Below are 20,940 nucleotides of genomic sequence, written 5' to 3'. Positions count from 1 at the left end.
TTGCCGGCGGCATCGGTCGCGGTCGCGGTGAAGGTGTGGGACCCGTGCTTGAGATTCGGGGTCGTCACGCTCCAGTCGCCATCACTCGCGACGGTCGCGGTGCCAAGCAGGGTCGTGCCCTCATAGAGCTTGATCGAGCTCCCCGCCTCCGCCGTACCGGATACCGTTGCGCGGTTATGTGTCGTCGGATCGCTCAACAGGATCGGAGCATCGGGGGCAGCGCTATCCACCGTGACATCCAGCGCAGTCGATGCCTTGCTGGTGGCGCCGGAGACCGTGTCGGTTGCGGTGAAGCTGTGCTTGCCGTCCGGCAGTGCGACGGTCGTGTAGTGCCACGCCCCGTTCGCATCCGCCGTGACGGTGCCGAGCTGGGTCGTGCCGTCGAGCACCTTGACCGTGCTGTTGGCAACCGCAGTCCCCGCCAGGGTCACCGATTTATCGCTCGTGATGTGATCACCGGCGGTGCCGGTATCGCTGGAGAACGAGGCGATCTTCGGCGCGGCCGGCGCAGTGCTCGTGCCCGACGTGCCCGAGCCGGTGGTACCTGTACCCGAGGTACCCGAACCGGACGTGCCCGAGCCGGTGGAGCCCGTCGTCGTTCCAGAGCCAATGACCGGGTCCACAGCCGTCGACGCAGCGCTGACGTTGCCGGCAACGTCGGTCGCCTTCGCCGTCAGGGCGTGCGAACCGGCCGACAATGCAGACGTCGTGACGCTCCACGCGCCGCTCGCGTTGGTCGTCGCGGTGCCGACCTGGGTCGTTCCGTCGAACACCTTGATCGCGCTGTTCGCTTCGGCAGTCCCCGACATCACGACCTGATTGGCAGTGTTGACGGTGTCACTCGCGATCGTCGGTGCAGCTGGCGCCTTGGTGTCGACGGTGACAGCCACCGCGGCCGACGCCACGCTGGTCTGGCCCGACGAGCTGGTCGCGGTTGCGGTCAACGTGTGCTTCGCATCGGTCAGGACCTTGGTGATGTAGTCCCAGCTTCCGGTCGAAGTCGCGGTCGCCGCGCCGATCTGCGTCGAACCATCATAGACCTTCACGGTGCTGCCAGCCGCGGCGGTACCGTGCAGGGTGACCTGACTGGCGTCAGTGATGCCATCGCCAGTCTTGCCCGTATCGGGTGACCAGGATGCGATGGTCGGCGCTGCCGGGACTTCGGGCGTTGCGGGGGGCGTCGTCGGTGAGGTCGTCGTCGTACCGCTATTTGCCGACGTATTGAGCGTCGACGCCAGCTGCGCGCCGTCCGTGTAATTCCCGGAGAACACCGAATTGTTTCCGCGGATCAACGCGTCACCATACTGCGCGCCGCCAATGTGATTGTTGGTGAACGACACGCCGGTAATCGATGCGGTGCCCAGGTTGGAATCCGCGTATACGGTGTAGGCGCCACCAGTCAGCAGGTTATTGGCAACGGTGACATTCGAGACCGGCCCGAAGTCGTTGTCGATCATGACCGCAGAGGTCCAGCCCCACTGATTGATGATCGAATTGCCGGTGATCTGAATGTTGGAGAGGCCTCCGTCGATCTGGATGCCGTCATAGTGAGGCGATCCGCCTGCCTGGAGATCGTGGATGTAGTTGCCCTGGATGACGGAGTTGCTCCCCGGAACGATGCCATTCTCCACGTTGAAGATGTTGTTCCCGATGAACGTGCCGCTTCCCATGATGCCCTGATTGCCAGTGCCATCCGGTGCACGGCCGGTGCCATCGATGGTGCAATTCTGAACCACTGCGCCCGTGACTCCGGAATCAATGGTCACCGCAGCCCAACCGCCGGACGTGACCTTGCAGTTCTCAAGGGTCACATTGTCCGCCTTGATGTAGACACTGCCGGTGATGTTGAGTCCGGAAACCACCGCTCCCGCCTGCGTGATGACCACATCTCCAGAAGGAGTCAGCGTTACCCCTGCCGGCACCCCAGTGTTCGTCGCGTCAGGCCATGCGTTCGTTGTCGTTGCCAAAATAGTTTCTCCGTCTTCTCTGCATTATCCCCGATAACTGACACCAGTGCTTATTGCGAGTTTGCGCTCTCGATTTAATCAGTGATCGAGATGCGCCAGGTGCCGTGCTTGCGCGGCGTTAGTGGTCGTCTGCAGACGGCCTTTTTTTGACAAGACCACGGCTCCGCTAAGGTCATTTCGCCACAAGCGCCGTCAGATTCCTGTTTCCGGAAATACCGCGCGGAAATCTACGTTACGGAAATTAAAAGCGATTTCGTTCTAGCCGCGATCAAACGACGGCAAAACATGCGCGTGCCACACTTCACAGAAAAATTCTTTCGAGCTGGCCCGTCGCAACGGTCGAGCGGCTCCGAGATCGACTGCGCTCAACGTTGGCGCACATTAAATAAACCATCGGATGTATAAATAACCAGCGACTGCGCATTATTAAATACGATGCGCGAACGTCCTCTGCAGCAGACTGCGGCAAGACAGTCAGCTCGAATTTGCCGTGCTGCTCCGTTGGCTGAGATGCGCGCCTACCGACGGAGCCAGAGGCGATGCAATGACGTGATGAATGGGCTTAGGTGACAAAGCGGGGCGGCCCGATTTCGCCGGGCAACGTCAAAGCACGGCCTGGCCTAAGTCTTCCGGCACAAAAATACTTTCTCGCCGCGGATGAGGCCATATTGCGCAACCTGAGGCTCGACCGCCGTATACTCGTCGACGACAAAGCCCGCTCGTTCGAGCCGGCGTCGGAAATCACGACCGAAGAAGCGGACGTGATCATGCTGGTTGAAATACAGTATCCGATCTTCTTCTGTTTTCTGCCTCGATCGATCCTCGAACGTTTCTTGCCACCCCTCAATAAGAGGAATCATCGCGATCAGCGTCCCGCCCTTACGCAGGATCCGAAACAGTTCGGGCATGGCCAAGCGATCGTTCACGTGCTCGAGGATGTGGCAGCAAATGATCAAATCGAACCTGTCACTTTCGAGATCTATCTTTTCGATATTGATGTCGAGATCAGCGCCTTTTTCTCCGAACTCGCAGGTGACGTAACTTCGCGGCTTTCTCGCCTTGATATACTCCGTGAGCCCCTTCTCGGGCGCGAAGTGAAGGATATCCTTCCCCGTAAACAGGCTCTGCTCGGCGTCGCAAAGCGCCAACAGACGGTGCCGCTCGTGCGACAGACAATTCGGACAGAGCGAATCGAAGTTGATTCCCAATGCCAGCGGATTTGCGTAGGCGAAAAACCGGCCTCGATACCCACATACCGAACAGGTCCTCTCAAAGCGCCCGAACAGGAAACGGATCGTCCGAAGCCCGCTGCGTAATGACCAGACATAAGGTCGCAAACGTCCCTTGATGCCGCCAATCGACGATGATGCCACGTCAAAATTGCTCATCTTGCGCTCCCAACATCTGCCATTCCCTGAGCGAAGCACGCACGCCGATGCAAACGCCCCAAAACGTCCACATGTAGTTCCAGAAATGCACCGTCAAACCCGTGAACAGGAACACCATGCAGGCGATCGTGAATCCCGTCTGAATCTCGGTTGGACGGCGCCCGGGCACAGGCAATACCGCCGAGAGGTTCAGAACGATCAGCAGGATGGTGACCGGTACGCCGTAATGGAGGCTCGTGACCAGCCACACGCTGTCGACGGTGCGATCGAGTAGATAATAGCCAAACGTTACGAATCCGGCTCCCGTCAGGGGCGACTGCCACACCTGCGCCGAGACAGCGTCCCAGATCATGAGGCGATAGAACCCCGTTTGAGGCTCCAGTGTCGCGTGGGACAGCAGCCAGCTGAGAGGGTTATTTGTCACAGCGGTAACGGCCAGCAGGAACATGCCCGCTGCCGTCCAAAGGAGAGGCCATCGCCACGGGCAGTGGCGCAACAACCGCTCGTAAGCGTAGCTCGACATGACGACGACCATCCCCATGACAGCGGCCGAGGATAACGACAGCAATCCGCCGAAGACGCATAGACACGCCCACGACAGACGCTTGATGGAATTTGTCGCCGAGAACAGCACGATGGCCGCAGTCAACGAACAGAACACGCCATAGAGAATAGGATGATCGAACGTCGATATTGCGCGTCGCAGACCTGCTCGCACTCCATCTGCGCCCGACGTGCCGTCGTCCACGAACGCCTCAGGCTGCGGCATGAGTGCCGCCATGACCTCGCGGACGATCCAATGCCCCGTCAACACGTCCGCTAGCGCAACGCATATCGCAATCGCCGTGAATGCCTTGATGAGACAAATGAACTGCTGGACCGCCGACGGCTGCAGAACGAAGGCCCGCGCGACAAAGTATGCTCCGACAAAGTCGAGAGCCTCTGCGACAGCAGAAAACGCCGATTGAGGTCCGGCTGCGTAACCAGCCGCCGCCACCATGGCGAGCGCAAGCGTCCCCGCGAGCCCGTCCGACAGCAGGAGCCGCCGGCTCGGCTGCAATAACCGCGCGACCGCCGGCAACAGCAGGATCATGAGGCTTATTCTGGTCGGCGTCAGCTTTGCCCCGGCGATCAGCACCTGGAGGCCCGACGGCAGTACGATGCCCATCAGAAGGAGCGGGACGGCCAGACTGGCCCGTTGGGGAATGGTCGATTGGAATCCGGCCGCCGTCGCGCGAATACGCGGCTGTCCCGCGAGGAGAGCATCGCCAGGATAGCTCATGAGGCTGTCTCCCTGGACAGGCCGGACCAGGCCATCAGACCCGACAAGCGCTTCAGTTGGTGCAGAGCACGCCAGCGCTTCATCTGATGGCCTCCTGTGCCGCGACGCTGCCGAAGTTCAGATTGCGCACCAGGCGCCAGCCGTCTGTCGCATTTCTGAGATAGGTGGGGCGGTTTCGCCGAAACAGGGTCGGCCCATACTGCCCCGAGCCGATGTGATTGTCGGTGATCGAGACATCCGAGATCGGATTGTCGTTGAACTTCGCATCCGAGTAGACCGTATAGCTGCCGCCGGCGAGAAGATTGCCTTCGATGACGATGTTGGAGACCGGGCCAAACTCGTTGTCGATCATGATAGCGCCGGCCGCGCCGTGAGAATTGATGATCGTGTTTTGCCGGATGACCGTGTCCGAGATGCCGCCATCGATCTGGATACCATCGTAATGCGGCGCCCCGCCGGCATTGAGATCGTGAATAAAGTTGTGCTCGATCAGATTGCCCTTCCCGGTCAGCACGATGCCGTTCTCGACGTTGGAGATGTTGTTGCGCTGGAACGTGCCCTGTCCCATGATGCCCTGGTTGCCATTGCCATCGGGACCAGCACCCTGGCCGTCGATCGTGCAATCCCTGACGACAACTCCTGTCCGATGCGGATCGATCTTGATAACGGCCCAAGCGCTAGCCGAGATGCGGGACATCTCGATGGTCACGTTGTCGGCGTTGACGACGACGCCGCCCTGAATGTCCAGTCCTGAAATCGTCGTGCCGGCAACGGCAATCGTGAGGGGGCCGGACGGCTTCAGCGCGAGATCCCGAGGCGGCCCCGTGTTGCTTGCGTCGGGCCATTGGGCGGCGAAGGCCAGCTTGGACGCGCTGTCCGGTTCAGCTGCCACCGCCGCCGGAATCTGGAGCGCTGCGACGGCAGCCGCTACGCGGGCAGCCTCGAGCACAATCTCGCCCCAGCGCTTATGGCCAAACGCGAGCCGTCCGGCTCTTCGCCATGTCCATCCCTGTCCTTCTACGCAATCTGACCTCATCGCTCTTCTCGCCAGAATCGCTCTTCTCGCCAGAAACGTCTCATGCCGGCTCGACTCTCGGTGCCTCGTAACCGCCAACCCACTCTCGCCGACGCCTCCAGACGGCTTCCCAATAAGCAGCATTCCTTTGCCATTCCGCATTCCGCGCCAGGGCGGCCGCCATGCCGTATCCGTACCGGCGTGTGAGCGGCACGATCAGGTGCAAAGCCTGCCCGATCGTCCGTGCCGGCCAGCCGAAATGCCGATTGATCAAGGTGATTCTTCCCTTGAACACCTTCACCCTCTTGTCGACAGGCACGACGTCGGATGCCCCGCCATAGTGGACGATAGTCGCCTCAGGCGTGACCGCGGGCCGCGCACCGAGGGATCGCGCGCGATGACAGAGGTCCGCTTCTTCTCCGTACATGAAGAATGTGGGGTCGAACCCGCCGAGCCTCTCCCACACCAGCCGGTCGATCAGCAAAAAACAACCTGTAACGATGTCGACGTGCCGCGCGGTATCCCGGTCCCATCCGCCATAGGCCTCGGAATTGAAAATCGGACTGCGACGACCGAAATAGGTGAACCCCAACGCGAAGCACAACAAATTCCACAAGCTGATTCTTCGAAAGCACGAGGTGCGATTGAGGCTGCCGTCCGGAAACACCGTGCGTCCGCCCCAGACGTGAAATGACGGATTCGCGTCGGCGAACTCGAAAAGACGATCAATCGCGCAGTCGAGAATAACGGTGTCCGGATTGAGCAGAAGCAATCGTCGTCCGCGCGCCTGTTTTGCAGCCAGATTGTTGGCGCGTGCAAAGCCGATGTTGTCGTTTAGGGCAATCAGCCTGACGTCAGGGAATTGACGGGCGATTGCGGCAGCTGACTGGTCGGACGAGCTATTGTCGACGACGATCACCTCATATCTCGTACCCATTGTCTCCGCGGCGATCGACGCCAGACAGTCGAGCGTCATGTCGCGGGTATTGTAGCTCACGACAATGATGGAGAGGTCCAGCTGCCGATCCGAGTCCGGACCTTCGTCATCACGGTACGCGCTGCTCATAGCGACTCTGCTCCTTACGAAGACACTGCGGCCCGCTCGTCGCGCTATCACCCTCGAACCTGAGCTCAGGTGCTGGTGTCGTCTCACTCCGCTGCGCCGGCCTCGATGGTTCCTGTCAGATTGTTGCTCGGCTGATCGCGGCGCACGGCGGCCTGACTCTCAACGCCGCGTCGGCTGCCTAGACGTGCAATCTGCGACGACAGCCAACGCGAAACCCACGCCTTTTGCCTCAGCGCCGGCGCTTCGACAAATCGCCAGGACGCATACGCCAGAACGAGAGTCACTGATGCCGACAGCAGGGCCAACCGCCAGCCAGCCGCGAGATCGAATAGCGTCAGGAACGCCAATATGACCGGTGAATGGATCAGGTATACGCCGTAGGACAGATCGTACTTGAGTGGCACTCGACTCGCGACCTCGGACAGTCCGAGATAGACCACGACGTAGGGTATACACAGCGGCACCGCCACCGCGCCCAGCCCGCTCGCAAGACCGATCAGCGTGCCCCCCACGGCGGCTGCGGCCCCGATTCCGGAGAACGGGATGCTTTCACGGTAGAGGTAGAGGGTCGTGCCGGCGATGAAGTAGACGAAGAGGCCGATGAAATCCGAGAGCCGCTGCGGACAGGCCGCATGCAGCGATGGCGAGAGCGCCAGCCCAACATAGGTAAGATAGACCAGGGCGAAACTGATCATCGTCAGCACACGTCGGCGGAGAAAGCCCGCCACGCTCATCGCCGCCAGCACCGCATAGGACCAGACTTCGATATTGAGCGTCCATAGCGGTCCGTTGACCTGCACTTCGTGTCCATGCCGCACCACGCCGGGCAGGTAGTGGGACATCAGGGTCACGGCGTTCTTCAGATACAGGTAAAGCTCGGCACTGCCGAGATAGTCGGCTAGCGAATATGTCGTCAGGGCGGGCCCCAGCACGAACATCGATGCGATGACCACGACGAACAGTGCGGGCAGGATACGCAACGCTCTGTTCACGCCGAACCGGACGAGATCGCCAGATCGGGCCAGGCCAGGCGCCAGCAGGAAGCCGCTGACGCAAAAGAAAATGACGACTGCAAACAGGCCGAACTGGATGAATCCGCCGCTGAACCGGTAGAGGATGTCATTGACTCCCCACCAAGCATGGTGCCCAACCACCACGAGAGCGGCCACAAGTCGTATCTGATCAAAACCGGGGCCTCTGGCCGAAAGGACGGCAAGCCGATCGCCGATCGTGGTTGCCCCGAGCGAAATCATCGATTTCTCACGCGAAATTCTCTTTCTGCCATTTCACGATTATATATCATTTAATATCAAACCACAATTAAATGCGAACCGTTTTTAACCGGACCGGACCTCGCCGGCCGGGCGATTTGACTGAGGCGAGGCCGTCAATTTGGCTACCCTGTCAGTGCTTTGCCTTCCCCCGGACGCGGTCATGATGATCGAGGCCGCAAGCCCGAGCGAAACAAACCTAGGCGCGAGCCTGCCCAGCCGGGAGGTCATGCCGAACAATCCATCGCCAGGATCCGCTGGAACTCCGAACATCGCCTCGATTCGCAGGCCTGAATCGACGCACCAACTCGCCAGCTTGCGTCCCGAAGCGAAATGAGCGCCCACAGCCTCGTAGCCGCTGGAGCGCCCGGACTGGAGACTCGCGCCGAGATAAGACCGAATGCCCCTTGGGGACATCGTGTTGGGCATCTGGATCACTGCTAGCGATTGCTCGTGCATGAACGATCGCAGCCTGAGAAGCAGCTTTCGCGGATCCGGAGCGAGGTGCAACAGGTTGAGACATAAAACGCAGTCGTAAGTGTCTCTATTGGAGCCGATACTGTCCAGATCGTCGTAGATCATCTCGATTCCGTCCCCGGCGGGGCCGGCAGCAATCACTGGATCGAGCGGAATCGCGGTGACGTGCAGGCCTCGCGCCTGCAGCCGCTTTTCCGTTTTGCCAGAACCACAGCCGATCGAAAGCACGCTACGCGCCGATGCCGGCACGAGCGCGATCGTCGCCTCGGATTCAGGTTCATAATAGTCCTTGGAAAAGCTCGCGCGGCGAAGGCGCGTCTCCGTTGGAAGCAACGAGTAGGGCGTGCGCCGTCCGTCCGCGATTTGCAGCAGAATCGCCTTCTGCCTGCCAATTTCCTCTTGCCCGATCCCCATCCGGCCGACGTACCGGTTGGTGAGGTGATGCACGGTGAAATCCTCCAGGTGTGAGATTGGCACCAGTTTTCTCAAACCACATTGCGTGTATGGATCCGTCGCGGCCGTACAGGCCAGATCATACTTTCCCTGATGCGGAGCTACATCGAAGCCGCCCGAACGCAGGGCGTTGCCTAGCTGCTTCCGGGTAAGGACAAAGCAGGCGGCGTGCTCGTTGGTAAAATGCGCCAGAATATAGTCGCCGCGCCGCCTAACCGATGAGGAATCCCAGTGAAAGTGCGCGTGAATATCAGGATAGTTTCGCGCGCCGTCCTCGCCGAATTCAACCCGCAGAAACCCGGCAACTTCGTCCGGAGATAGAAACGACGTTGCATCCAGCCAGGCCCGGATGTTCTTCTCGGTGATCAGGATGTCGTCTTCCGAGTAGATGAACAGATCGTATTGGTCGCGACGTTCAGCAAACAGCTTCTTGTGCGCGAACGGCAGGGACCACGGGTTCCTGTCCGGCAGACCAACAATGCACTCCACCCCGGTTCTCGCGCGCTTGTCGATGTTTGACAGCACGACGATATCAACGACGAGGGACATCGACCCGTACTCCCGGATGACCCGCTCGAGATAGCGGTCATTCGAGGTTCCATGGCTTGCAATCGCGACCAGTACGCGAGGCGGGCGACCGCCGTCTTGGCGGGCCACATGCCGGGCAGCATGCTCGTTCATCGCATCGGGGTCCCCGGTGGAGGTCAAAAGCGGGTCTCGCGTTTAAATCCACACAGAGTATATAACTGAATTTAGACAGGTCGACATTTATTATTATTTAAATTTGAATTATATCGCGATATGGTTCTCACCAATGTCAGGTTGGTCAGCGTTTGGCGCGACACCCGGAGAATCCCATCGCATGAACGTGCTGGTCTATCCGCATTCCATGGAACTGGGAGGGTCGCAGCTCAACGCAGTCCAGCTCGCCGAGGCGGTTCGAGACCTCGGTCATGACGTCACCGTGGCGGCAGAGACTGGCCCTCTTCTGGATAGAGTAAGGGAGACGGGTCTCAGACATATCGAGATTCCCCGGCATCGGGCCCGCCCCTCGCCTCGTGTTAGCCAGATGCTCCGCAGCATCGTCAACGAACGCGCCGTAGACGTGGTGCACGGTCATGAATGGCCCCCCATTGTCGAAGCTTTTCTGAGCGTTGGACTATCGACGAGGGCTGCCGTGGTGGGAACGGTCATGTCGATGTCCGTCCCCTCCTTCCTGCCGCGCAGCGTTCCTCTGACTGTGGGCACGGAGATGATCCGACGCGCTGCAATCGCTGCAGGACATCGGGATGTTACCTTGCTCGAGCCGCCAGTCGATACGAAGTCCGACCATCCCCTCATCGATGGCACGAGCTTTCGCGCGGCTCAGAATATCGGCCCGGACGAGGTCGTCATCGCGATGGTCTGTCGACTTGTGCCGAACCTTAAACTGGAGGGGCTGCTGTCGGCCTGCGATGCCGTCGGCGAAATAGCGCTCGACGGCCTGCCAGTGCGGCTTCTGATCATTGGTAATGGACCGGCACGACTGAGCGTCGACGCGCGTGCGGCCAGAATTAACTCGCTGGTCGGCCGGAACGCCGTCGTATTGGTGGGCGAGATGTCCGATCCACGGCCTGGCTATGCTGCCGCGGACGTCATCATTGGCCAGGGTGGTTCGGCGCTGCGCGGAATGGCCTTTGGAAAGCCGCTGGTGGTCGTTGGCGAGGACGGATTCAGCGAGCTGTTGACGCCCGAGAGTGCACCGACCTTCCTGCAACAAGGCTGGTACGGATTGGGCAAGGGCTCGCGTGGAGCCGGCGCCAGCGCACTTCGATCGGCTCTCGAGACCATCCTGGCCTCTGCGTCGCTCCGTCAGGAGCTTGGCAGATTCGGCCGGCGGCTGGTGGAGCACCGCTTCAGCCTCGCGCAGGCGGCGAAAACGATAGAGCAAACCTATCTACATGCCCTACGCAGCAAGCCCTCAACCAGCCGACGATTGGCAGATGCCGGCCGATGCACGGCCAGCCTTGCCAACTATAAGGTGCAGCGAAAATACCGGCGTTGGATGGGTTTGGCTTCCGCCGAAGACGACAACGATCGGGCGCGAATCTCTGCGGTGCTGTCCGCAAAATCGATCGCCCCTCGATCAGACAGGGCCGCACCAGATCCGGCTCATAAGATATCCCGGCAGACCGATTCGTGACTCGCCACGGCGGCGCCGTGGTTCGTGCGGGCAAGTTCAGCCTTCACCGCATCCACGATACGATCCTGATCCGCGCCGTCCATCTGCGCATAGAGTGGAAGGAGGATCGCGTGATCCTGAGCTAGCTCGGATTGCCGCAGATCATCGCGCGACGCCGTGCCGGCATAGGGCGGCTCGCGATGGGAGCACATGATGCCCCTGCGCGTAGCGATGCCCTGATCGAGCAGCGATTGCATGATCGTCCGCTGATCCAATCGGTCGGGCAAGCGTACGCAGTAGCTCTGCCAGTTCGATCGCGCCCACGCCGGCTCGAACGGCAACCGCAGCCCCTCAATATTTCCAAGCAGTTCAGCGTAACGGGATGCCAGCGCGCGCCGCCGCGCAATCAGCTGCGGAAGCCGCTCGAGCTGCTTGCGCCCGATCGCGGCCTGCATATCCGTCATTCTATAATTGTAGCCGACGAGGACGTACTCTTCGAAAATGACACGCCGCGAACCATGACGCACGATATCCGGAACGCTCATCCCGTGTTGACGTAAAAGCCTGAACTTGCGATCGAGCTCGGCATCGGAGGTGGTGAGCATTCCTCCCTCACCAGTCGTGATCACCTTACGCGGATGAAATGAAAAGCAGGCAATGTCTCCATGCGGCTTGCCGATCGCCTCCCATTGCCCGTTCATGCAGATCTGCGATCCGGCGGCACAAGCCGCATCCTCGATCACGGCGATCCCGTGGCGACGCGCCACAGCCATGAGCGCTGCCATGTCGCACGGCATGCCCATCTGATGCACCGCGATGATCGCGCGTGTGCGCTCGGTGATGGCTTCAGCCAGCCGAGCGCAATCCAGATTGTATGTCTCGGGCTCGATGTCGACGAAAACTGGAGTGGCGCCCTGATGTCGGATCACGTTCGCCGTTGCGATGAAGGAATGGCTGACCGTGATCACCTCGTCGCCGCTGCCGATACCCAGCGCGGCCAAGGCAAGCTGCAGCGCGGTCGTGCAATTCGCGACGGCACAGGCGTGCGGGGCGCCGACAAGCGCGGCGAACTCGTCTTCGAACGCAGCCACCTGCGGACCTTGCGATACCCAGCCCGACAGCACCACGGCGCGCGCAGCGTCGGCTTCTTCGTCCGCAAGCAACGGAGCTGCGATCGGGATCACGATGCCGCCACCTGCCGCTGACGATCCGAAGCGAGTTCGCGCTCTGATCGCCACCATTTCACGAGTTCGGCGAGCCCCTGCTCGAGCGAAACCGTGGTGCGGAACCCCAGTAGACGCTCGGCCTTTCCTGTCGATGCCAGCCGCCTCGGCACCGGATTGACCGAGCGCTCAGGCGCGAATTCGGGAGTCAGACCGCGGTGTCCCATCACCGACGCAAGCACCGTAGCCAGTTGCGTCAGGCTGGTCTCAGTACCGCTTCCGACGTTGAAGACTTCGTCGGTAATCTTCGCCCTGGCCGCAAGGATATTGGCGCGCGCGACGTCGCGGACGTGAACGAAATCCATCGTCTGACCGCCATCACCAAAGATAACGGGTGGTAACCCGGCCTCCAGCCGCTCCATCCAGCGGATCAAGACCTCGGTGTACCGTCCGTGCATGTCCATCCGGCTGCCATAGACGTTGAAGTATCGGAATGCCACGTAGTCGAGGCCGCATGTGTCGTTGAAGGCGCGCAGAAGCCCTTCATTGAACGCCTTGGCGGCCCCGTATAGAGTCCGGTTGTTGTACGGATTTTGTCGCTCGGTTGTCGGAAACTCCTCGGCCATGCCATATACGGAGGCCGAGGACGCTGCGATGACCTTCTCTATGTCGTGCTTGATGCACATCTCCAGGAGGTCGTAGGTGGCGTCCACCATGACCTCCTTGGCCATGCGGGGCTCCGCCGCGCAATGAGTGATGCGGAGTGCGGCCTGGTGAAACACGATGTCGGCAGCCTTCACCAAGGCTTCCATCAGCTTGCGATCGCGTATGTCGCCGTGAACCAGTCTCACCGGTCCACGACCGAGCGCACGCCGGAGATTTTCGGGGCGGCCTCTGACCATGTTGTCGAGCGCAACGATCTCGATGCAACCCTCATCGCAGAGCAAATCGGCGATGTGGGAGCCGATGAACCCTGCCCCGCCAGTGATCAGAACGCGCTTTCCCTTGAGCTCAATCAAGACGCCCTCCTGTTGCAGGATCTTGTTGTGAAGCTTTGTGATTGCTGCGCCCCGTTGCTGGCGGCTTCGCTGGGTCGCAATGCTCCGGCGTTTCTCAACGTGGAGACAACCTCGGTCGCCCGGTCCGGCAGCAGTTCCGGATAAATGGGAAGGGAGAGAAAGTCGTTCGCAAGCATCTCGGTTACCGGCAGATCACCGGCCCGATAACCGAGTTCAGCATAGGCCTTCTGCAGGTGCACCGGAATGGGATAGTGAATCCCTGTACCGATGCCGGCCTCCCGCAACAATGTGAGCGCGTCGTCGCGCCGCTGCAATCTGATCGAATAGACATGATAAACGTGGCGGCAGTCCAAGGGCGGTCGCGGACGCGCGAATGGAAGCTCTGAAAGCAGTTCGTTGTATCGTTCTGCGATCGATCGGCGGGCCTCGGTCCAGCGCTCGATGTAGTCCAGCTTGACATTCAGTATCGCGCTCTGGATCTCGTCCATGCGATAATTGTACCCGGGAATGACGTGGTCGTATTTCGCCTCCTGCCCCCAGTCCCGCAGCAGCGACACGCGGCGCGCGAATTCAGGCCGATCGGTAACGACGGCCCCCCCCTCCCCGAACGCACCCAGGTTCTTGCCTGGGTAAAAGCTGAAGCACCCCAGATCCCCGATCGAACCTGCGCGGCGTCCCCGGTATTCCGCGCCGTGCGCCTGCGCGGCATCCTCAATGACGACCAGACCGTAACGCTGCGCAATCGACATGATGGGATCCATGTCTGCCATTAATCCATGAAGGTGAACCGGCAGAATGGCTCTGGTTCGAGGTGTGATTGCAGCCTCGATAAGGCTGGGATCCATCGTCCACGTGACCGGGTCAACGTCGACAAAAACCGGTTTGGCGCCGCTGTAAAGTATCGCTGCGGTTGTCGCCACGAAGGTCATGGATACCGTGATGACTTCATCGCCCGGCCCGACGCCCGCCGCCAACAGCGCAAGGTGGAGCGCAGAGGTCCCACTATTCACTGCGAGGCAACGCGCAGTCCGGCAATATTCCGCAAAACGCCCCTCGAACGCCGCCACCTCCGGCCCGAGCACAAAATGCCCGCTGCCGACGACTCGTGCCACCGCGGCGTCGATTTCCGGCTTGATTTGACAGTATTGGGCTTTCAGATCCAGGAAGGGTATCAAGATTCAAACCTTGGATTGGACCACATCATAATTAAATAATTAACTCGCATTATAATAATTAATCAAGCGACATTTCAACAAATAAATGCCGACCAATTCAATCTGGTCTGTGAGACTCGCTGATGAAGGCACAATCGGCGACGGCCGTGCTTCCGACTGCGGACATGGTCCGAGCGGGCACTCCCGCGACGGTGACACCCGGGGCAACATCCTTCGTCACGACCGAGCCCGCGCCAACGGCCGCACCCGCACCGATCGTGACACCGCATAGAATGGTGGCGTTGGAACCGATGGCGGCCCCCTTGCCGACGTGAGTGCGCTGCAATGTCCAGTCCGAAGCTTGCTGAAGACGACCATCCGCGGTCGTCGCCTTCGGATATTTGTCGTTCGTGAACATCACGCCATGACCGATAAACACTTCGTCCTCGATCGTGACGCCTTCGCAGATGAAACTGTGCGATGATATCTTGCACCGCGCACCAATCTTTGCTCCCGCCTGGATTTCGACGAAAGCTCCAATCCTGCTCTCATCGCCAACTGTGCAGCCGTACAGATTGACCAGTTCCGGGTGGAGGATACGGACATCGCGACCAAGTTCTACGTCTTGTGTAATAGGCATGTCCCGCACTCCGAATGATGTCGTAGAACCGCTATGGCGCCGTCCGCGAAGGCCACAGCCCCGGCGCCATTCTCGCCAAGCCGGCTGCGGCGAAGTGAAACTGCTGCAAGAGCGGGTGCCCAGTGACCATCAGTCCAAGCCACCAACACAGCACAGCCACGGAGAAGGCTGACGCCAACCCAGCCCCCGAGGTAAGGCCTCCAGCTTCCGTCAGCGCTGCACAAATAGAAGCACCGGCAATCACCAGAACCGTTACAGCTCCGCTTTTCCGCAGGGGGCGTACAAATTCGGCGGGCCGAAGGCCGAGTTGCCGCCCCAGAAAATAGAATGCAACCGCTGCCTGAAATGGCAATGTCACAAGAGCGGACGCCGCAACGGCGTGCACGCCGAGAAACGATGCGCCCAGGATCACCAGAAGTGATGGTGGCAGCGAAATTAGCGACGAGATCAGGGCATCCTGCACCCTTCCGACCGCAACAAACATCGGGTAGGTCAGGCAGGCCGCGAAAAGCGCAAGGTTGCCGATACAGAGCAGTTGCACGAGCGGGACGATCTCCAGCCACGTCGGGCCGAGCCAGATCAGAATGATTGGCCGGGCCATGATCGCCATAAATACCAGGAACGGCCACTGCACGGCGGAGAGCAGCTGGATGGCCTCGAGATAGACGGCCTTGAGATCACCACCCGCCTTGCTTCGCGCAACGATTGCCGGCATGACGACCGGACTTATCACCTGCGTGACCAGCTTGTCGAATATCTGTGTCGAGGCGGTCGCACGGCTGTAAAGACCGACAGCGGTGAAGTCGAGCACTCTCGCCAGAAACAGCTGGGGCGCCAGGCCAAAAAACACATTTACAACGCTCACCGCGCCCGAGTAGAGGCCGAAGCCGACGATCTCTCGGCAATCGACCAAAGATGGCCGCATCGCACCGAAATCCCTCCGCCATATCAGCAGCATCACGGCCAGCACCGCGTTGCCGGCCACCCCTCCCCAGAGCGGGGCCATGTAGCTGAAGTGGGCCATTGCGAGGGCGACCGAAACGACAGCGATCGTCGTACCAGCCGCGAGGTTACAGATTGCGAGCACGCCAAACTGCATCTCACGACGGAACAATGCGGCTATGGTTCCGGAGAACGGCAACAAGAGAAGATTTAGCGAGGAAACCTCGATCCCTCGGCCCAAGCGGTCCAGCTCGAAGAAGCGCGCGATCGGCTGCGCAAACACGAACAGCACGAAAGCCGTGGCAGCCGAAATCATGAGGGTAATCGTGAACGTGGTCTGCACACTCGCGCGCGACAACTCTCGCTTCTGAATCAGATAGCTTGCACCTGCAAATTCCTGGAAACAGGCCGCGATGATGGACGTGACGGCGTTCACGACGGCATAGATGCCAAACTCTTCCGGGGACAGCAAACGGGCTAGCACGGCGGTCGCGACAAAGACCAGCAGCAGGCCGACGTAACGGTCGAGCGCTGAAAACAGAATGGAGCGCTGCACGGACTTCATTGCGTCGTCTGTCATGTCGGTCAAGTTAGCTGGGTCGCGGCGCGCGTCATGCTATCGCTCTGGCGCGCTGCCGGGTTCCGTAAGGCTCGCGCAGCAATACCGGCGCCCCCTGTTTTGCGATCGAGCACGATGCCGCTTCCAGAACTTCGATCACGCGAAGTCCGGAGTCGCCGCTGGAAATCGGTTGGCCACCGGTGCGCACGCAATCGACAAAATGCTCGACCTCCGTCTGTAGCGCCTCCGTGGGCGAGATATGCGGAGCCCACATGTCGCCGGCGCGATATCCGATCCGAAATTGATGTGCATCTTCGGGGGGCGCGTCGAGCGTAATTCCCTTGTCATAGACCTTGATCTTCTCGGTCGGCTCGAGATCATCGTAGACAATCATCTTCTTGCTGCCACCGATGAATGTCTGGCGCACCTTGACGGGCGACAGCCAATTGACGCTGACGTGGGCCACGCATGCGCCGGCAAAAAACAGCGTGATGTGCGCCATATTCTCCGGCGAGCCGGCAACGTGGCACGAGCCGGTTGCCGAGACGGCGATCGGCGCTTCATCGAGGATATGGTGGATGATCGAGATATCGTGCACCGCCAGGTCCCAGATCACATTTACGTCCTTTTGAAACAACCCGAGGCTCGCGCGCGTGCTGTCGTAGTAGTAGATGTCGCCAAGCTCTCGGCTCAGCAGGAGTTCCCGGATCTTCTGGACCGCCGGCGTGTAGAGGAAGGTATGATCGACCATGAGCGTCAACCTGCGCCGATCTGCTTCCTCGATCAAGCGAGTCACGAGCTCAACGCTCGGCGCGAGGGGTTTTTCGACCAGAACATGCTTTCCGGCTCTCAACGCCGCAATCGCCAGCTCGTAATGCGTATGCACCGGCGTGGCGATAGCGATTGCATCGATACGGACGTCCTTCAGCAAATCTTCATAGCAAGAGGTCGTTTCCACGGCAGGGTAAAGCTGCTTCATCGCGCCGAGCCTCCCTGGGTGGAGGTCGCTCACGCCGACGACGCGGGTGGCAGGATTGATCGAGAAATTACGAACGAGATTGGGGCCCCAATAGCCGCACCCCACAACGCCGATTCCCAGTTGACTGTCTCGCATGCTAACCTCGATGCATCCAGAAGGTAGGCCTCAGATCACTCCATTGCCGGCGACCACTTCGCGCCGGGCATTAGGTCCGCGCTGGCATGTCCTGCCATATGCCCCGGGTATCTATGACGTCGAGATGTCGGCGCTCCGATAGGGGCACCATCTTGAACTCGTCATGGTCGACGAGGAGAACCGCGATTTCGCAGCTGCGCAGAGCTTCCTCAATGTTCACGAAAGCGACACGGTGATCGGCTAACTGAGGCGGCAGACGGCGAAGGTTCGGCTCAACGACCTTGACTCGTTCTCCGTACTTTGCCGCTAGATGCGTGGCGATCTCCATCGCAGGACTTTCACGCAAATCGTCGACATTGGCCTTGAAGGTCAATCCACAACAAGCGACGTTTGCATAGGGATGATCGTCGATCAGCGCCTCTGTACGTTCGATGATCCTCTGAGTTTTGGCGTTGTTGACTTCCCGGCTTGTTCGCATCACCCGAGCGAGGTCTGGTGCGGAGTCGATGATGAACCAGGGATCGACCGCAATGCAGTGCCCGCCTACTCCCGGTCCTGGCCGCAATACGTTTACGCGAGGATGGCGGTTGGCGATGTCGATCACCTCCCAGACATTGATGTCGAACCTCTCGCAAATCAACGAGAGCTCGTTCGCGAATGCTATGTTGGTATCGCGGAACGCGTTTTCCGTCAGCTTGACCAGCTCGGCTGCACGCGCCGTGGTCCCCACGCAGGCACCGCGAACAAACATTTTGTAGAAGCGTTGAGCACGCCGCGTGCAGGTTGGCGTAATTCCCCCTATGCACCTGTCGTTGTTGATAAGCTCGGTCAGAATCCGCCCCGGCAACACGCGTTCCGGACAATAGGCGATGTAAATCGCTCCGTCTTCCTTGCCGTTGACACCTATGTGCAGATCCGGCCTGCGTTCGACGATTCGCTTTGCTATGGCCTCAGTGGTCCCGATCGGCGACGTCGATTCGAGGATGACGAGATTGCCCGGCGAAAGGATGTCGACGATCTGGTCGACTGCGGCATTGACGCTTGAAAGGTCTGGACGGTTTTCGTGGTCGATCGGCGTCGGCACTGCGATGATGAAGACGTCGCCAGGCTGCGGCTTGGTGGAGGTCGTCAGTGCACCGCTCGATACGACCTTGGAAACGAGACCATCGAGATCGGGCTCCGCAATGTGAATTTTTCCGGATGCGACCGTATCGACGATGCGCTCATTGGTGTCGATACCGACCACCTGCAGTCCCCGGCTCGCAATCAGCGCTGCGGTCGGGAGCCCGATATAGCCAAGTCCAATGACATTGATCTTCTGAAATTCAGGCATCGAGAAGCACCTTCACGATACGCTCGCTCGCGTGCCCGTCACCGAACGGATTATGCGAACGGGCCATGGCGGCATAGGTCTCGTCATCGTCGAGCAAGCGAAATGTCTCGGCTACGATCTTGTCGTAGTTCGCACCGACCAGGCGCGCCGTCCCGGCCTCCACCCCCTCAGGACGCTCGGTGGTATCGCGCATCACCAGGACTGGTTTACCGAAGGTGGGGGCCTCCTCCTGGACTCCACCTGAATCCGTCAGGACCAAGTGGGACAACGAGAGCAGGCTCACGAAGTCCGTGTATTCCTGAGGAGAAATGAGGACGACCCTCGGGTGATCCGACAATCGGGCCGCAAACAAGTCGCGGACATTCGGATTCGGATGCACGGGGAGCACCACAGCGACGTCTTCCCTGCACAGGATCGTTTCCAACGCGTTCACGATGTTGACGACACCGCCGCCGAAATTCTCCCGGCGGTGGCAAGTCACCAGAATGATGCGCCGATTGCCGTGGCGCTTCTTGATACCGTCCCAGCGGCACGAAAGCCCCGGATCGGCTTCGACCATGGCTTTCGCGAGGATGAGCGCGTCCACCACCGTGTTGCCGGTGACGTGGATGCGGTCGTCCGAGACGTTTTCAGAGCGCAACGCGCGCGCCGCGCGTTCTGTCGGGGCGAAATGCTGATCGGCGATCGACCCGACGATCTTGCGGTTCACCTCCTCGGGCCACGGAGCGAAGATGTCGCCGCTGCGCAGTCCCGCCTCGATGTGCGAAACCGGTATCCGGTGGTAATAGGACGCCAACGCGCCGACCATGGCGGTCGCCGTGTCGCCTTGGACAATGACCCTGGTAGGCTTCACTTTGTCGAGGAGCTCACCGATTTCTCCGAGCAACCGGGCCGTCAGATGATCCAGCGTCTGATTGGCCGTCATGACGTTCAGATCAAAATCCGGAACTACCTTGGCAAGCTTGAGGACCTGATCAAGCAACTGTCGATGCTGGGCCGTCGCACAGATCGTCAGCGAAATGTCCTTGCGGTTCTCGGCCTTGAGTCGGTTGATGACCGGAAAGAGTTTGATTGCTTCTGGTCGGGTTCCCAAGAGGATGAAAAAATGCTTCCGCACGTCTCACCCTCCGATCCGGCTCGGGCCCCGCGGCACGGCGCCCGGCGTGCCAAATGTATGCCCTAACGCTTGCTTGACGAGCGCTTGCACCAGGATGCTCGCAAACAACGTGTTCGTTGTGGCGTATCGCCACCACATCCGCCCGGGCTCTTGATAGATGCGGTAGAGCCATTCGAGGCCCAGCCTCTGAATCCGCGCCGGCGCGCGCTGAACGGTGCCCGCAAGGATATCGAACGCTCCGCCTACGCCCATGATAAAGGGTACGCCGAGCTCGTCACGATGGACGGCGAGAAAGCGCTCTTTCCGTGGTGTAGGCATGCCGATGAAGAGACAATCGGCCCCGCTGGACTGGATGTCCCGCACGACGTCCCTCTCCTGCTCCGGCTTGAAGTAACCGTCGTGCCAGCCGGCGAAGACGAGTGAGGGATATCTCTCTCGCGCATGCTGCATTGCCTGATGCAGGACGGCGGGAGTGGCTCCCAGGAAATAGGGCTTGTAACCCTCTTGCGCACATACCGCGAGCAACTCGGCCAGGAGATCGACGCCGGCGACCCGTGACCTCGCCGGCAAACCCAGGGCTCGGGCGCCCCAGAGAATTCCCATGCCGTCGATGCTGACGATGTCGCTGTTGGCAACATCGGCCGCGAGCATGGGATCCGATCGCATGTTGACAAATTTGGCGACGTTCAGCGCGACATGTTGCAGCCGTCGGCGGCACCGCATGGCGCCGCGCGCGAGCTCGACGGTTTCCGCCATTGTCAGCAGGTCGATTGGGCACGCCAGGAACGATGCACGCATTTGAACCGACCTCCAAAACGC

General features: G+C 60.2%; 17 protein-coding genes. 1 reads left to right on the top strand and 16 read right to left on the bottom strand.

Translation table 11 applies throughout. The features are described 5' to 3' along the window. The 7 genes from AABA84_RS34725 to AABA84_RS34695 all read right to left on the bottom strand — a co-directional run. On the bottom strand, positions 1-1,886 hold a 1,886-nt coding region (locus tag AABA84_RS34725; protein ID WP_338314344.1), incomplete at its 3' end, for an Ig-like domain-containing protein. A gap of 701 nt (positions 1,887-2,587) precedes the next feature. Beyond that, on the bottom strand, positions 2,588-3,355 hold the full coding sequence (locus AABA84_RS34720; protein ID WP_212252363.1) for a class I SAM-dependent methyltransferase: 768 nt from the start codon (positions 3,353-3,355) through the stop codon (positions 2,588-2,590). Next, positions 3,342-4,637 carry an O-antigen ligase family protein gene (locus AABA84_RS34715; RefSeq protein ID WP_212252366.1) on the bottom strand — a complete coding sequence of 432 codons (1,296 nt, stop codon included), beginning with the start codon at positions 4,635-4,637 and terminating at the stop codon, positions 3,342-3,344. Before AABA84_RS34715 ends, AABA84_RS34720 begins: the two co-directional genes overlap by 14 nt. A gap of 79 nt (positions 4,638-4,716) precedes the next feature. Then, positions 4,717-5,796, bottom strand: coding sequence for a right-handed parallel beta-helix repeat-containing protein (locus AABA84_RS34710; RefSeq protein ID WP_212252368.1), 1,080 nt, complete (start codon positions 5,794-5,796; stop codon positions 4,717-4,719). Further along, entirely contained in the window at positions 5,714-6,718 is a 1,005-nt protein-coding gene (locus AABA84_RS34705) for a glycosyltransferase family 2 protein (protein WP_212252370.1), read from the bottom strand. The genes AABA84_RS34710 and AABA84_RS34705 overlap by 83 nt, the downstream gene beginning before the upstream one ends. 83 nt (positions 6,719-6,801) lie before the next feature. Then, a complete protein-coding gene (locus AABA84_RS34700; RefSeq protein WP_338314343.1) occupies positions 6,802-7,971 on the bottom strand; it encodes an acyltransferase family protein in 1,170 nt (389 codons plus the stop codon). Between the two features lie 84 nt (positions 7,972-8,055). After that, positions 8,056-9,600, bottom strand: coding sequence for a class I SAM-dependent methyltransferase (locus AABA84_RS34695; protein WP_212252374.1), 1,545 nt, complete (start codon positions 9,598-9,600; stop codon positions 8,056-8,058). 181 nt (positions 9,601-9,781) lie between these two features. On the opposite strand from AABA84_RS34695, the gene AABA84_RS34690 reads away from it, so the two are divergent. Continuing rightward, a complete protein-coding gene (locus AABA84_RS34690) occupies positions 9,782-11,101 on the top strand; it encodes a glycosyltransferase family 4 protein (protein ID WP_246550944.1) in 1,320 nt (439 codons plus the stop codon). On the opposite strand, the gene AABA84_RS34685 is transcribed toward AABA84_RS34690, so the two are convergent. The 9 genes from AABA84_RS34685 to AABA84_RS34645 form a co-directional block, all read right to left on the bottom strand. Beyond that, entirely contained in the window at positions 11,071-12,321 is a 1,251-nt protein-coding gene (locus AABA84_RS34685; RefSeq protein WP_212252378.1) for a DegT/DnrJ/EryC1/StrS family aminotransferase, read from the bottom strand. The two genes, AABA84_RS34690 and AABA84_RS34685, sit on opposite strands and share 31 nt — an antisense overlap. After that, positions 12,261-13,262: an NAD-dependent epimerase/dehydratase family protein gene (locus tag AABA84_RS34680; RefSeq protein ID WP_212252380.1), complete on the bottom strand. Its 1,002-nt coding sequence runs from the start codon at positions 13,260-13,262 to the stop codon at positions 12,261-12,263. Before AABA84_RS34680 ends, AABA84_RS34685 begins: the two co-directional genes overlap by 61 nt. Beyond that, complete coding sequence (locus tag AABA84_RS34675; RefSeq protein WP_338309550.1) at positions 13,259-14,437, bottom strand: DegT/DnrJ/EryC1/StrS family aminotransferase; 1,179 nt, start codon at positions 14,435-14,437, stop codon at positions 13,259-13,261. The genes AABA84_RS34680 and AABA84_RS34675 overlap by 4 nt, the downstream gene beginning before the upstream one ends. Before the next feature lie 97 nt (positions 14,438-14,534). After that, a complete protein-coding gene (locus AABA84_RS34670) occupies positions 14,535-15,056 on the bottom strand; it encodes an acyltransferase (RefSeq protein ID WP_212252384.1) in 522 nt (173 codons plus the stop codon). 31 nt (positions 15,057-15,087) lie between these two features. Beyond that, positions 15,088-16,578 (bottom strand): oligosaccharide flippase family protein, encoded by a 1,491-nt coding sequence (locus AABA84_RS34665; protein WP_338314345.1) that lies wholly within the window; start codon positions 16,576-16,578, stop codon positions 15,088-15,090. A 31-nt stretch (positions 16,579-16,609) separates the two neighbouring features. Next, a complete protein-coding gene (locus tag AABA84_RS34660; RefSeq protein ID WP_338314342.1) occupies positions 16,610-17,671 on the bottom strand; it encodes a Gfo/Idh/MocA family protein in 1,062 nt (353 codons plus the stop codon). Between the two features lie 70 nt (positions 17,672-17,741). Continuing rightward, a complete protein-coding gene (wecC, locus tag AABA84_RS34655; protein ID WP_212252388.1) occupies positions 17,742-19,004 on the bottom strand; it encodes a UDP-N-acetyl-D-mannosamine dehydrogenase in 1,263 nt (420 codons plus the stop codon). Further along, positions 18,997-20,121 carry a non-hydrolyzing UDP-N-acetylglucosamine 2-epimerase gene (gene wecB / locus AABA84_RS34650; protein ID WP_212252390.1) on the bottom strand — a complete coding sequence of 375 codons (1,125 nt, stop codon included), beginning with the start codon at positions 20,119-20,121 and terminating at the stop codon, positions 18,997-18,999. The genes wecC and wecB overlap by 8 nt, the downstream gene beginning before the upstream one ends. A 3-nt stretch (positions 20,122-20,124) precedes the next feature. Beyond that, positions 20,125-20,919 (bottom strand): WecB/TagA/CpsF family glycosyltransferase, encoded by a 795-nt coding sequence (locus tag AABA84_RS34645; protein WP_212252392.1) that lies wholly within the window; start codon positions 20,917-20,919, stop codon positions 20,125-20,127. Positions 20,920-20,940 lie beyond the last annotated feature (21 nt).

The sequence above is a fragment of the Bradyrhizobium sp. TM239 genome, from assembly GCF_036247985.1.
GTDB lineage: Bacteria > Pseudomonadota > Alphaproteobacteria > Rhizobiales > Xanthobacteraceae > Bradyrhizobium > Bradyrhizobium ottawaense.
The sequence above is the reverse complement of the archived record's forward strand: the minus strand, read 5'-3'. Positions and strand labels throughout refer to the sequence as shown.

Coding starts and splice junctions, on each gene's coding strand:
- AABA84_RS34720 (WP_212252363.1), bottom strand. CDS start 3,355: ATGAGCAATTTTGACGTGGCATCATCGTCGATTGGCGGCATCAAGGGA.
- AABA84_RS34715 (WP_212252366.1), bottom strand. CDS start 4,637: ATGAGCTATCCTGGCGATGCTCTCCTCGCGGGACAGCCGCGTATTCGC.
- AABA84_RS34710 (WP_212252368.1), bottom strand. CDS start 5,796: ATGCTGCTTATTGGGAAGCCGTCTGGAGGCGTCGGCGAGAGTGGGTTG.
- AABA84_RS34705 (WP_212252370.1), bottom strand. CDS start 6,718: ATGAGCAGCGCGTACCGTGATGACGAAGGTCCGGACTCGGATCGGCAG.
- AABA84_RS34700 (WP_338314343.1), bottom strand. CDS start 7,971: ATGATTTCGCTCGGGGCAACCACGATCGGCGATCGGCTTGCCGTCCTT.
- AABA84_RS34695 (WP_212252374.1), bottom strand. CDS start 9,600: ATGAACGAGCATGCTGCCCGGCATGTGGCCCGCCAAGACGGCGGTCGC.
- AABA84_RS34690 (WP_246550944.1), top strand. CDS start 9,782: ATGAACGTGCTGGTCTATCCGCATTCCATGGAACTGGGAGGGTCGCAG.
- AABA84_RS34685 (WP_212252378.1), bottom strand. CDS start 12,321: ATGGTGGCGATCAGAGCGCGAACTCGCTTCGGATCGTCAGCGGCAGGT.
- AABA84_RS34670 (WP_212252384.1), bottom strand. CDS start 15,056: ATGCCTATTACACAAGACGTAGAACTTGGTCGCGATGTCCGTATCCTC.
- AABA84_RS34665 (WP_338314345.1), bottom strand. CDS start 16,578: ATGACAGACGACGCAATGAAGTCCGTGCAGCGCTCCATTCTGTTTTCA.
- AABA84_RS34660 (WP_338314342.1), bottom strand. CDS start 17,671: ATGCGAGACAGTCAACTGGGAATCGGCGTTGTGGGGTGCGGCTATTGG.
- wecC (WP_212252388.1), bottom strand. CDS start 19,004: ATGCCTGAATTTCAGAAGATCAATGTCATTGGACTTGGCTATATCGGG.
- AABA84_RS34645 (WP_212252392.1), bottom strand. CDS start 20,919: ATGCGTGCATCGTTCCTGGCGTGCCCAATCGACCTGCTGACAATGGCG.